13 protein-coding genes, 1 tRNA gene and 1 other RNA gene are annotated in these 11,220 nt (G+C 67.0%); 8 read left to right on the top strand and 7 right to left on the bottom strand.

Annotation, left to right across the window (positions count from 1 at the left end):
• Positions 1-115: 115 nt before the first annotated feature.
• Positions 116-506: RNase P RNA component class A (gene rnpB / locus ACQY72_RS14150), an RNA gene on the bottom strand.
• 78 nt (positions 507-584) lie between these two features.
• On the opposite strand from rnpB, the gene ACQY72_RS14145 reads away from it, so the two are divergent.
• Entirely contained in the window at positions 585-782 is a 198-nt protein-coding gene (locus ACQY72_RS14145; RefSeq protein ID WP_428154341.1) for a hypothetical protein, read from the top strand.
• Positions 783-1,079, top strand: coding sequence for a type II toxin-antitoxin system RelE/ParE family toxin (locus ACQY72_RS14140; RefSeq protein WP_428154340.1), 297 nt, complete (start codon positions 783-785; stop codon positions 1,077-1,079).
• On the opposite strand, the gene ACQY72_RS14135 is transcribed toward ACQY72_RS14140, so the two are convergent.
• From ACQY72_RS14135 to sppA, 3 genes are all read right to left on the bottom strand, one after another.
• On the bottom strand, positions 1,076-1,837 hold the full coding sequence (locus tag ACQY72_RS14135) for an N-acetylmuramoyl-L-alanine amidase (protein WP_428154338.1): 762 nt from the start codon (positions 1,835-1,837) through the stop codon (positions 1,076-1,078). The genes ACQY72_RS14140 and ACQY72_RS14135 overlap by 4 nt on opposite strands.
• A gap of 13 nt (positions 1,838-1,850) precedes the next feature.
• A complete protein-coding gene (locus ACQY72_RS14130; protein ID WP_428154337.1) occupies positions 1,851-2,174 on the bottom strand; it encodes a hypothetical protein in 324 nt (107 codons plus the stop codon).
• A 105-nt stretch (positions 2,175-2,279) separates the two neighbouring features.
• On the bottom strand, positions 2,280-4,058 hold the full coding sequence (sppA, locus tag ACQY72_RS14125) for a signal peptide peptidase SppA (protein ID WP_428154335.1): 1,779 nt from the start codon (positions 4,056-4,058) through the stop codon (positions 2,280-2,282).
• Between the two features lie 225 nt (positions 4,059-4,283).
• Between sppA and panD the strand changes: the two genes are divergently transcribed.
• Positions 4,284-4,637: an aspartate 1-decarboxylase gene (panD, locus tag ACQY72_RS14120; RefSeq protein ID WP_159849611.1), complete on the top strand. Its 354-nt coding sequence runs from the start codon at positions 4,284-4,286 to the stop codon at positions 4,635-4,637.
• 125 nt (positions 4,638-4,762) lie between these two features.
• On the opposite strand, the gene ACQY72_RS14115 is transcribed toward panD, so the two are convergent.
• Entirely contained in the window at positions 4,763-5,569 is an 807-nt protein-coding gene (locus tag ACQY72_RS14115) for an SIMPL domain-containing protein (RefSeq protein ID WP_428154333.1), read from the bottom strand.
• Between the two features lie 211 nt (positions 5,570-5,780).
• Here ACQY72_RS14115 and ACQY72_RS14110 point away from each other — a divergent pair.
• Positions 5,781-5,856 (top strand) — tRNA-Ile (locus ACQY72_RS14110).
• A gap of 121 nt (positions 5,857-5,977) precedes the next feature.
• Here the strand turns inward: ACQY72_RS14110 and ACQY72_RS14105 are convergent.
• Positions 5,978-6,388 (bottom strand): type II toxin-antitoxin system HicB family antitoxin, encoded by a 411-nt coding sequence (locus ACQY72_RS14105; protein ID WP_428154332.1) that lies wholly within the window; start codon positions 6,386-6,388, stop codon positions 5,978-5,980.
• Positions 6,389-6,444: 56 nt separating this feature from the next.
• Positions 6,445-6,627, bottom strand: coding sequence for a type II toxin-antitoxin system HicA family toxin (locus ACQY72_RS14100; protein WP_428154330.1), 183 nt, complete (start codon positions 6,625-6,627; stop codon positions 6,445-6,447).
• 256 nt (positions 6,628-6,883) lie between these two features.
• Between ACQY72_RS14100 and ACQY72_RS14095 the strand changes: the two genes are divergently transcribed.
• The 4 genes from ACQY72_RS14095 to ACQY72_RS14080 all read left to right on the top strand — a co-directional run bounded on the left by ACQY72_RS14095 (position 6,884) and on the right by ACQY72_RS14080 (position 11,208).
• Positions 6,884-7,381, top strand: coding sequence for a GAF domain-containing protein (locus ACQY72_RS14095; RefSeq protein ID WP_428154329.1), 498 nt, complete (start codon positions 6,884-6,886; stop codon positions 7,379-7,381).
• Positions 7,382-7,427: 46 nt separating this feature from the next.
• Positions 7,428-8,105, top strand: coding sequence for an SDR family NAD(P)-dependent oxidoreductase (locus tag ACQY72_RS14090; RefSeq protein WP_428154328.1), 678 nt, complete (start codon positions 7,428-7,430; stop codon positions 8,103-8,105).
• A complete protein-coding gene (locus ACQY72_RS14085; RefSeq protein ID WP_428154327.1) occupies positions 8,105-8,938 on the top strand; it encodes an HpcH/HpaI aldolase/citrate lyase family protein in 834 nt (277 codons plus the stop codon). The genes ACQY72_RS14090 and ACQY72_RS14085 overlap by 1 nt, the downstream gene beginning before the upstream one ends.
• Positions 8,939-9,153: 215 nt before the next feature.
• The gene (locus tag ACQY72_RS14080; RefSeq protein WP_428154326.1) at positions 9,154-11,208 is read left to right on the top strand and encodes a capsular polysaccharide biosynthesis protein; all 2,055 of its coding nucleotides are present in this window, start codon (positions 9,154-9,156) and stop codon (positions 11,206-11,208) included.
• Positions 11,209-11,220: the final 12 nt, after the last annotated feature.

Raw genomic sequence — 11,220 nt, 5'->3', positions numbered from 1 at the left:
GCTGAAATGCGGGGATAATCCGAACTCGGATCGGGCGACGCGCAATGGGAAGGCGCCAACGCTCCCCACCCAATGGGCCTCAAGCAGCGCGAAGCGCGATAGGCCCTCAAAAAAATATGCCAGACGGCCTGTAAGCCGGGTTTTGTTCCGCTCCGAGGCCGAAGCCTGGATCGGCGACGATCATTCCTCTGGACCGTCCATTGCTGAACGGTTCTCGCGACCTACCCGGACATCTGAGGCGGTGAGCCCCGCGAGGCGAACCTCGCGCGATGTCCCTATTTGGTCTTGCTCCAGGCGGGGCTTGCCATGCCGTCCCTGTTGCCAGGCACGCGGTGGGCTCTTACCCCACCCTTTCACCCTTACCGGCCTCGCGAGGCCGGAGGTTTGCTTTCTGTGGCGCTATCCCTCGGGTCGCCCCGGGCGGAAGTTATCCGCCGCCTTTTCACCGTGGAGCCCGGACTTTCCTCGACGGACGCGAAGTCCGCCGCGACCGCCCAGCCGTCTGGCGCGCGCTAGATGCGCCGCCGCGCCGCCGAGGTCAACCAACGGATGCGGCGGCAGGCGAAATGGGCTATGGTCTATGCATGGCCGAACCCGCCTCCAACATCGCCAATCAGGAAAGCACGGAGCAGCGTGAGCGCCGCCTGACCTGGGAGCGGGCGCGCATCGCGGAAGCCGACGCGGACATCGCCGCCGGGCGCGTCATTTCCGGCGATGAAGCCCTGGAATGGCTGGATCGCTGGGCGGCAGGAGAAGACCTCGAAGAACCCAGCCTCAGCTGAATGAGCGGCCCTTATCAGGTCATCTTCACCGCTCGGGCGCGCGTCGATTTGCTCGCGGTGCGGCGCTGGCTGTATCAGCCCGGCAGCGGCCTGAAGGCGCGCCTGCGATCCGCCCGCATCACGCGCGCCATCGTCGAACTGCAGTTCACGCCGTTCCGATGGCCCGAGGGTCAAACGTCAGGCGTTAGAGAGCGCCCCGTCGAGGGCTATCGCATCCTGTATCGGATCGACGATGGGGACCGCACCATTTCGATCATCCGTGTCTTCGGCCCCTTCCAGGACCGCGCGGACCTCTAGTTCAGCACACCCGTGACGCTTTCGGTGCTGGCGAGTTGGAGCAGGCCGACCAGGCGGGCGCGGGTTTCGCCGTCGGCGACGCCGTCGACGCGGGCCGGTCGCCAGTGGCGCTGAAAGGCGCGGACGGCGGTTTCGGTGTCGGCGTCATAGTCGCCGCCGGGTTTCAGCCCGTAACCCAGACGATGCAGGCCGGCGCGCAGGACCATGGCGCCAATGCCCTGATCGCCTCTTTGCAGCAAACCGCCCAAGGCCTGGATCCGTTCGGGGGCGGGTTCGAACCACAGGCCATGACCGGCCTCGGCCAGACGCTTCCAGGCGAAGAGTTCGCCGGGATCTTCCTTGCGGTCCGGCGCCAGGTCGGAATGGGCGATGATACGGCTGTCGGCGATGGTCCAGCGGCTGCGGATGTCGCCGATCAGGGCGATGAGCGCCGCGACCTGGGCCTTGGGAAAGGCGCGATAGCCGAACTCGTGGCCGGGATTGACGATCTCGATGCCGATAGAGGCGGCGTTGCAATCGTCCTCGCCCTGCCAGAGGCCGCGACCGGCGTGCCAGGCGCGGCGTTCCTCGGGGACCAGTTGGAAGATGCGGCCGTCTTCCTCGACCAGATAATGGGCCGAGACCTTGGCGTCGGGGTCGCGCAGGCGCTCCAGCGCGGCCTCGCCCGTCTGCATTCCCGTATAATGCAGCACCAGCATGTCGGGCGGCGCACGGCGCGCGTCGAAGTTCGGCGAAGGCGCGTCGATGTAGGAGGTCATGGGAAGCGCCAGCTCAGCGGCCGTTGCGTTCCCAGCCGTAGGCGACCCAGGCGCCGTCCACCTTGTGCGCCTCGATCAGGTCGGGATCGCCGTTGCGGCGGCGCGGGGTCGTGTTGCGGCGGGTGCGCATGACCAGTCCGACCAGAAAGACCAGCACGCCTGCGATTAAGGCGATCACGGCCACCGCTGCGGCAGTGACGACGGCCAGCACCGCGCCTACGGCCATGGCGCAGACGGCGGCGATCATGCCGGCGACCCACATGACGGAGGCCACGAGGCCGTTGGGACGGCGACGGGCGACGAAACCGATGGTGGCGAGACGTTCAGGCTGGAACATGGATCATCCTTTCAGGCGATCCGAGGAACGCCTGACATGCAATGTCGGTCCATCGGGGCCTGCGGTCAATGGACCGCGACGCACGGTCGCGTGTGTCGCGGTCCCTCAGAAGATCGGCTGGTGGGCCAGGACCACGGCGCCCTCGCCGCGCATCCGGTCGCTTTCGACGCGGCGCATCACGGCCTGAGCCTGGGGATCGGCCATGACGCCGCCCAGCATGACCAGGGCCTTGGTCGCCTCGGTCTGGACGCCGAACATCTCCGACAGGGCCTCGAACGGCGACTGCTGCTTAGGGAAATGCTTGAAGCGGACGGGCTCGTTGGACGGGATCTTGGCCAGTTCGCGGGCCTTGTTCACCGCCTCGGTCACGCCGCCCAGCTGATCGACCAGGCCCAGAGGCAGGGCCTGCGCCCCGGTCCAGACGCGGCCCTTGGCGATCTCGCGCACGCGATCGGGCGACAGCTTGCGGCCCGTCGCCACGCGGGCGATGAAGTCGTCGTAGATCCGGTCCATCGAGCCGGCGAAGGCTGCGCGCTGTTCCGGCGTGAACTCCTGCGTCGGCGAGAAGGCGTCGGCGTACTGGCCGCCCACCGTCAGCTCGCGCATGTCGACGCCGAACCGGCCCAGCGCATCGGCCAGCACGAACTTGCCGCCGAACACGCCGATCGAGCCGGTCAGGGTCGAGGGCTGGGCCACGATCCAGTCGGCTTCCGAACTGACCCAGTAACCGCCCGAGGCGGCATAGGCGCCCATGGAGACCACCACCGGCTTGCCCGCCGCCCGCGCCGCGCGCACGGCGGCCAGAATCTGTTCCGAGGCTTCCGGCGAGCCGCCGGGCGAAGAGACGCGGAAGACGATGGCCTTGACGCTCTTGTCCTCGATGGCGTCGTAGATGGCCTCGGCCGTATCGTCCGAGTGGATCGAAGAACCGCCGCCGAAGCTGCCACCGCCGCCGCGACCGGTGACGATGGCCCCCTCCCCGCCGACGATGGCGATGGCGTTCTTGCCCGAGCCGGTGCGTTCGCCCTGCTGGCTGGCGTATTTGCCGAACTCGACGATCTCGGCGCCCTTGCCCGCGCGGGTCTTGATGGCGGCCTCGGCCTCCTCGACCTGGCCGACCTTGTCGATCAGCCGGTTGGCCAGGGCCTGGGGCGCCGAATAGGGGCCGGCCTCGATGATCGTCTTCAGCGCCGGCGCGGTCGTCTTGCGATCCTTGGCGGCGTTGGCCAGGGCGCTGTCGTAGATGGACGTCATCCAGGCGGTCATGGCCTCGCGGTGCGGGCCGGTATAGTCGCTCTGGGTGTATTCGTTGACGGCGTTCTTGTATTCGTAACGCTGTTCGAAGTTCGGTTTGACGCCATATTTCTCGAAGGCGCGACCCAGGAACAGGCTGTCGGCCGAGAAGCCCGTGGCTTGGAAGCCGGCGGTGTTCTGCATCCACAGTTCCGACGCCGAGGCCCCGACCATATAGGTGGACATCACCGCGCCGACCGGCGCGAAGCCCTGGCTGTGGGCGATGACCGGCTTGCCCGAGTTGCGGAAGCGGTGGATGGCCTGGCGCAGTTCGTCGGCGGTCGCGGGCGTCATGCCGCTTTCCGGCAGGCGGATCAGCAGGGCCTTGACGCTGTTGTCGCCCTGGGCCTGATGCAGGCCGTCCACGACCTGGGTCAGGGCCAGGCCCGAACCGCCGAAGGCGGCGAACGGATTGGACGACGGCTGGTCGCTGATCCCCTCGCGCAGATCCAGTTCCAGCACCGTGTTCGCCGGGGTCGTCGGCTTGGACGATGAGGCGACGGCGACGGTCAGCAGGACAACGGGAATGACGACGACAAACAGGATCAACCCGGTGAAGACACCAAGGACCGTCAGGAAGAATTGCTTCATCGGATTGGGAAACGCGCGCTCGCAGGCCGGAAATGGCCAATCCAGCATAGGGGGCCGGGGGCCGTCGTCAAATGAAGCTCGCGCAATATCCCGGCCGTCCACGCGTTCGCACCCGCAACCCGTTTGCTGCGGCGCGGCGCCCCGATTGATGCGGGGCTCGGAAATCCCTATATGAGCGGCCTGTGAGCGAGGGCCTGCGCCCCGCGTATATTTGGAGACCGGGCAATGCTGGTCACCCTAATGAAGTCCAAGCTGCACCGTGCGACGGTGACCCAGGCCGATCTCGACTATGAGGGATCGATCGCTATCGACATGGACCTGCTGGACGCGGCGGGCATCTATCCGCACGAACAGGTCGATGTGCTGAACATCACCAACGGCGCGCGCTTCACCACCTACGCCATTGAGGCCCCGCGCGGCTCGCGCGTGATCGGCGTCAACGGCGCCGCCGCCCGCCTGGTCCAGAAGAACGACAAGGTCATCGTGGTCACCTATGGCCAGATGCCCCAGGAAGAAGCCCGCCAGTGGAACCCCAACGTGGTCCTGCTGGACGACGCCAACGAGATCAAACACGCCTAGCCGGTCCCCCTCCCCACATCGTGGGGAGGGGGACCGCGAAGCGGTGGAGGGGCTCTTTCCGCCCCACCGGACATCAAAAAGGCCCGCCGTCGCCGGCGGGCCTTTCTTCATTTCGGCCGATCAGATCACCGGGCGATATCGTAGACGCCCGTGATGTCGATCCGCACCGTCAGTTCGCCGGCGGCGACCGGGGTGCTTTCGGCGCGGTCCATCGACATGGCGCGCGCGGCGAACATCGGCATCGGCGGCTGGGGCGTATAGCCGCCGCCTTCGGTCAGGTTGCGGATGCCCGACAGCTGAACGTTCAGCGACTGGGCGTACAGCTGAGCCTTGGCCTGCAGGTTGCGCACGGCCAACTGGCGCGCCTGGTTCTCGGCCGCCGTAGGATCCTTCAGGCCGAAGCTGATGCCGTCGATCTGGTTGACCCCGGCGGCGACAACGGCGTCGGCCGTCGTACCGACCTTGGTCAAATCGTTGATGACCACCGTCACGCGGTTGACCGCCTGATAGCCGCGCAGCTTGGGCGGTTCGTTCTGCACATAGTCGTATTGCGCCGACAGGTTCAGGCCCGAGGTCTGGATGTCGCGCTCGGCGATGCCGCCGCGACGCAGGGCGGCGACGACGCGCGTCATCTGCGCAGCGTTGTCGCGCATGGCCTCTTGAGCGGTGACGGCCTCGGTCTGCACGCCGAAGGTGATGGTGGCCATGTCGGGCGCGGCCTTGACCTCGCCATAGGCCGACAGGTTCAGCGACGGCGCAGGTTGCATCATGTGCATGGCTCCCATCGAAGGTTCAGCGGTCTGGGCCCCCGTTTGGGCCATGGCGCGCGGCGTGGCGGCGGCCAGGAAGGCGGCGGCGGCCACGGCGCCGCCCAGGGCGATGGTCTTCAGCGACACGGTCTTCAGGGGGGCGGCGGCCAAGGTGCGGGTCATGCGTCTTCTCCGTAAGCGATCCAGGACGGCGCGTTCGCCGATCCGTTGCAACGACCTTGGCCGTTCTCGCCTGAATGAACGCCCGTGAGGCTTGGCAGTTTCCGTTCATCTACGTGAAATCGCCGAAAGATCGCCTTCTTGAGCGCCCCCCGCTTGGCAAGCCGCGCCCGCGCCTGCTAGGCGAGACCCCTTCCGCCGAGGCGCGCCTTGGGGGCCTGTAGCTCAATGGTTAGAGCCGACCGCTCATAACGGTCTGGTTGGGGGTTCGAGTCCCTCCGGGCCTACCACCCTCTATGTTTTCATCAATGAAAACAAGGGGATATAAGGTTTGACACTCAGGGTTTGACACCGAGCGCTCAAATTCAGGCTTTGCCAGCTTGGCGATGGCTGCATGAGTGAGGCGCCTGATCACGCAAACTCTGGCAGTTTGTCTTCGGCGAGCATTTCCACCATCGCGGATCGGGTGACGCCCAATCGGTTAGCCGTTTCGTCGATCGCAGCCAGAATGCCAGAATCGATTGATAGGTTCGCTTTTTGCGGACGCCCCAGGCGCTGAACGAGCATGACCGTTCCAAACATTGCGCCACTAGAAAAATCCTCTGCGAAAAGAGGATCGGATCGGATCGCATCAGGTCCGCGAGGAACAGGCATGGCTTGTCCTTTGGCGGCATAGGTTTCCGCCCAGGCGCGAAGAGCCTCCTGCGCATTATTCAGCGCTTCCTCGATTGTATCGCCCATGGCCGAGCAACCTGACAAATCGGGAAAGACTACGCCGTAAGCACCCGCTTCTCCATCTATGAGAACGGTATAATGGGTCATGAAAATCCAACTTGAGCGAGCCGCACATTAGTGGGGCCGCGAGGCAGACACATCCTTCACCAACCGGCGGCTCGTGCGATGTGTCGCGATACGCCAGAAGACAGTGTCTTGTGGCGAGGAACGATTATGGACGCGTCGAAGTCAGGATGAACGAATTCATCGTGCTTCTTTCCTCCCTGGTTAAGCCATCCTTCTTGCGTGAGTCGACGAACGATCTTCGGTCTGCTTGTTTCTAACACTTGGGGCTTTCCCGGTTTGATGGCGTATTTTCTTATCGTAGGTCACGATATCTTCCCTCAGTGATGGAACAGCAGGCGCATATTTATGCGCCTAGAATGTTATGTCAATGGCCATTACGCGTCATCCCTCCAGATACCAGACCCATGAAAGTTCGGTTTTTGGAGTCGCGAAGCGATTGCGTGTTCGAAATCCAACCCTCCCCTTCACACCAAGCCCCTCCTATATCGCCAGCCTGTTCCCCTTCGGAGTTCCCCCATGGCCTATGTCGCTCGCACCGATCGTCCCTCGGACAAGGCCGCGCGCTATCTGGAGGTCGAGGCGGAGATTTTGGCCGTGCTGGAGGGGGAGCCGAACGTGACGGCGCGGATGGCGACGGTCGCGTCAATGCTGGCGGATGCGTTCGAGCATTATTTCTGGACCGGCTTCTATGTCGTGGCGCCGGACAAGGAAGATGAGCTGGTGGTCGGGCCGTATCAGGGGACGCTGGGGTGTCTGCGGATCGCGTTCGGGCGCGGGGTGTGCGGGACTGCGGCGGCGACGCGCCAGACGCAGCTGGTCGAGGACGTCCACGCCTTTCCCGGTCACATCGCCTGCGACAGCCGCTCGGCCAGCGAGATCGTGGTTCCGGTGCTGGACGCCTCGGGCACGCTGATCGCGGTGCTGGACGTGGATGCGACGACGCCGGCCGCCTTCGATACCGAGGATCAGGCGGCGCTGGAGCGGTTGATGGCCAAGGTTTTCGCGGCAGGTTGATCCCGCCGCCCCCGGCTCTATGGTCCCCGGCGACATGGAGGATCGGATGACACAGCGGACAGTCGCAATCACGGGCGGGCATGGCGTTCTGGGCCGGGCGGTGCTGGAGGCGGCGTTGAAGGCCGGCTGGCAGGTCGCCGTCATCGATCATGCGGCAGGTCATCCTGTGCCGCAGGGCGTGCTGGAGGTCGGCGGGGTCGATCTGACCGACGCGGGCCAGGCGCAGGGGGCCGTCGATGCGGTCATCGCCCGGTTCGGGCGGCTGGACGCCCTGTTGAACATCGCGGGCGGCTTCGTCTGGCAGACGACCGACGATGCCGAACCGGCCTGGGACCGGATGCACGCCCTGAACGTCATGACGGCCGTAAACGCCAGCCGCGCCGCCCTGTCGGCGCTGAACGCCTCGCCCGAGGGACGGATCGTCAATGTCGGATCGGCCGCCGCGTTGAAGGCCGGCGCCGGCATGGGGCCCTATGGCGCAGCCAAGGCCGGGGTCCACGCCCTGACCCAGGCGCTGGCGGAAGAGCTGAAAGCCACCTCCGTCACCGTCAACGCCGTCCTGCCCTCCATCATCGACACGCCCGCCAACCGCAAGGACATGCCCGACGCAGATCCGGCGACCTGGGTCGCGCCGGCCGATCTGGCGGCGGTGATCCTGTTCCTCGCCTCGCCCGAGAGCCGCGCCATGACCGGCGCCCTGGTCCCCGTGACGGGCCGCGTCTGATGCGAAGCGACCGCGTCCGCAGCGTCCTTTATCTGCCGGCCTCCAATGCGCGGGCGATCGAAAAGGCGCGGACGCTGGATTGCGATGTCGCCGTGCTGGATCTGGAGGACGCGGTGGCGCCCCAGGCCAAGGCCGATGCGCGCGCCGCCGCCGTCGAGGCGGTTCGGGGCGGCGGGTTCGGGCCGCGCCTGGGCGTGCGGGTCAATGGCTTGGACACCGAGTGGGGGCTGGACGATCTGGCCGCGATGAAGGCGGCGGGGGCCACGCTGGTGGTCGCGCCCAAGGTGGAGACGCCCGAGGCGGTCCATGCCCTGTCCGCCGGCCTGGGCAAGGACTGCGCCCTGTGGGCCATGATCGAGACGCCGCGCGCCCTGATGGCCCTGGCCGACATCGCCACGGCGGACGGGGCGTTGGATGGGCTGATGCTGGGGGTCAACGACCTGGCCAAGACGCTGGGGACCGGAGCGTCGCCGGATCGCGAACCGTTCCAGCCGTGGCTGGCGCTGCTGGTCGCCGCCGCGCGGGCCAATGGATTGCTGGCCATCGACGGGGTGTTCAACCGGATCGACGATGCGGACGGCTTGGCCGCCGAGGCGGCGCAGGGACGACTGTACGGGTTCGACGGCAAGAGCCTGATCCACCCGTCCCAAATCGCCGGGGCCAACGCCGCCTTCTCGCCGTCGGACGCCGAGATCGCCCAGGCCCGCGCCATCGTCGCCGCCTTTGCGCAGCCGGACGCGGAGGGTCAGGGCGCGATCCGCGTGAACGGGGCCATGGTCGAGCGGCTGCATCTGGAGCAGGCGCAGGCGCTGCTGGCGCGGGCGCAAGGCTGACCCTTCCGTTTCCTCCCCACTTGTGGGGAGGGGGCCGCGTAGCCGTGGAGGGGCTCTTGAAGCGCCACCGATCTGTGATGCGGTGAAGAACCCCTCCGACTCTCCGCTACGCTTCGAGCCATCTCCCCATGAAATGGGCAGGAGACGGTGGGATCGGGCCTAGCGGGTGTGAAGCATCCGCCCTAAACCTCGCGTCGAAACTCAGCGGACCCGCCTTGACCCTATCTGCCGACACGCCTTCGAGAATTCTGGCCTGGGTCTGCGCGCCCGGCGTGCTGAAGGTCCCGTTTCTCGACGTCTTCCTGGCCGACTACGACCTGCGTCGCCTGCCGGGGGACGAGGTTCAGGCCGTGCTGGGCTGGGGGATGAAGCCGACGGCGGCGGCGGGGCGGCGTTGGGCGCAGAAGAACGGACGGCCCTATGTGGCGCTGGAGGACGGGTTCCTGCGCTCGGTCGGCATCGGCGAGGCGGGAGCGACCAGCCTGAGCCTGATCGTCGACGATCTGGGCGTCTATTACGATGCGACGCGGCCCAGCCGTCTTGAGAAGTTGATCCAGACGGCCGACGACTGGTGCGACGCGGCCATGACCGCCCGGGCGCGGGGTCTGATCGATCGCATCGTGGCGTCAGGCGTGTCCAAGACAAACATGGGCGGGCCGCTGGATCCGCGCCTGCTGAAGCCCGGTCGGCGTGTGTTGATCGTGGACCAGACGTTCGGGGACGCCTCCATCGCCCATGGACTGGCGACGGGCCAGAGCTTTGACGAGATGATCGCCGCCGCCCGACGCGACGAACCCGACGCCCAGCTGATCGTCAAACGCCACCCGGCGGTGGCGGCGGGTCGAAAGCGCGGCTGCGTCACCGACCTGTCCGGGGTCACCCTGGTCGATACGGACGTGCGGCCCGCCGACCTGCTGGCGGCGGTGGACGCGGTCTATTGCGTCACCTCGGCCCTGGGGTTCGAGGCCCTGTTGCGGGGCCTGCCGGTGCGCTGTTTCGGGGCGCCCTTCTATTCCGGCTGGGGCCTGACGACCGATGCGGTCCAGACCGGACGGCGTGGGCTGACGCGCTCCATCGAACAGGTCGCCGCAGCCGCCCTGATCGCCTACAGCCGCTATGTCGATCCCGTCACTGGCGAGCGGTGCGAGGCCGAACAGGCCTTGGAACGGTTGATCGCTCTGCGCGACCGGGCCGACCGGCTGGCGGGGTCGTGGTCGGCGGTGGGGTTCGCCCCGGCCAAGCGTCCGCCCGTGCGTCGCCTGCTGAACTCGCCCAAGGCGACGATGCGTTATTTCATGTCGCCGTCGCGCGCCGCCGCCCATGCAAGCGCCACAAACGGCCGTCTGATCTGGTGGGCGGGCAAGGAGAGCGAGGCGACGCGTCAGGCGGCGGCTTCATTCGCCGGCTCGACCGTGCGGATGGAGGACGGCTTCATCCGATCGCGCGGCCTGGGGTCGGATTTCGTGGGGGCCCTGTCAGTCGCCCTGGACGACCAGGGCGTCTATTACGACCCGTCGCGTCCGTCGCGGCTGGAGACCCTGATCGAGACGACGGAAGCGACGCCGCAGCAGTTGGCGCGCGCCGCCGCGCTGGGCGCGCGCATCGTCCAGGCGGGTCTGTCGAAATACAATCTGAAGGGCCAGGCGCCGGCGGATTGGCCCGCCGACCGCGACATCCTGCTGGTCGTCGGCCAGGTCGAGAACGACAAGTCGATCCTGCTGGGCTGCGAGCCGGACCTTGCCACCAACTCCGCCCTGGTCGAAGCCGCGCGGGCGGATCATCCCGACGCCTTCCTGATCTATCGCAATCACCCCGACGTGCTGGCGGGCAATCGGCCGGGTCGGCTGGACGCCTCGGCCATGGCCTCGGTGGACGCCAGCGCCGATGGGCTGGACATCATCGACTGCCTCAACGCCTGCCGACGCGTGGCGACCCTGACCTCGCTGACCGGGTTCGAGGCGCTGATGCGGGGCAAGGCCGTGTCGGTCTATGGCCGGCCCTTCTATGCCGGATGGGGGCTGACGGACGACCGGCTGACGTTTGCGCGCCGCACCCGCCGCGCGACCGTAGATCACCTGATCCTGGCGGCCCTGATCCATTATCCGATCTATGTCACGCCGTCGGGCTGGCCCTGCGAGGCGGAAGACCTGGTCCAGGCCCTGATCGCGGCGCGCGACCAGCCCACGCCCAAGGCGCCGCGCGGTCAGATCCAGCGCTGGGCTGCGGGCATAATCGCCAGTCTCGACCGCAGGCCGCCGCCGTCCTATTAAGGGGGTTCGTAA

Origin of the sequence: Brevundimonas sp. (genome assembly GCF_965279155.1) — a bacterium.
Taxonomy (GTDB): domain Bacteria; phylum Pseudomonadota; class Alphaproteobacteria; order Caulobacterales; family Caulobacteraceae; genus Brevundimonas.
This window is presented reverse-complemented; position numbering and strand designations above follow the sequence as displayed.

Coding starts and splice junctions, on each gene's coding strand:
- ACQY72_RS14145 (WP_428154341.1), top strand. CDS start 585: ATGGCCGAACCCGCCTCCAACATCGCCAATCAGGAAAGCACGGAGCAG.
- ACQY72_RS14140 (WP_428154340.1), top strand. CDS start 783: ATGAGCGGCCCTTATCAGGTCATCTTCACCGCTCGGGCGCGCGTCGAT.
- ACQY72_RS14135 (WP_428154338.1), bottom strand. CDS start 1,837: ATGACCTCCTACATCGACGCGCCTTCGCCGAACTTCGACGCGCGCCGT.
- ACQY72_RS14130 (WP_428154337.1), bottom strand. CDS start 2,174: ATGTTCCAGCCTGAACGTCTCGCCACCATCGGTTTCGTCGCCCGTCGC.
- sppA (WP_428154335.1), bottom strand. CDS start 4,058: ATGAAGCAATTCTTCCTGACGGTCCTTGGTGTCTTCACCGGGTTGATC.
- panD (WP_159849611.1), top strand. CDS start 4,284: ATGCTGGTCACCCTAATGAAGTCCAAGCTGCACCGTGCGACGGTGACC.
- ACQY72_RS14115 (WP_428154333.1), bottom strand. CDS start 5,569: ATGACCCGCACCTTGGCCGCCGCCCCCCTGAAGACCGTGTCGCTGAAG.
- ACQY72_RS14105 (WP_428154332.1), bottom strand. CDS start 6,388: ATGACCCATTATACCGTTCTCATAGATGGAGAAGCGGGTGCTTACGGC.
- ACQY72_RS14095 (WP_428154329.1), top strand. CDS start 6,884: ATGGCCTATGTCGCTCGCACCGATCGTCCCTCGGACAAGGCCGCGCGC.
- ACQY72_RS14090 (WP_428154328.1), top strand. CDS start 7,428: ATGACACAGCGGACAGTCGCAATCACGGGCGGGCATGGCGTTCTGGGC.
- ACQY72_RS14085 (WP_428154327.1), top strand. CDS start 8,105: ATGCGAAGCGACCGCGTCCGCAGCGTCCTTTATCTGCCGGCCTCCAAT.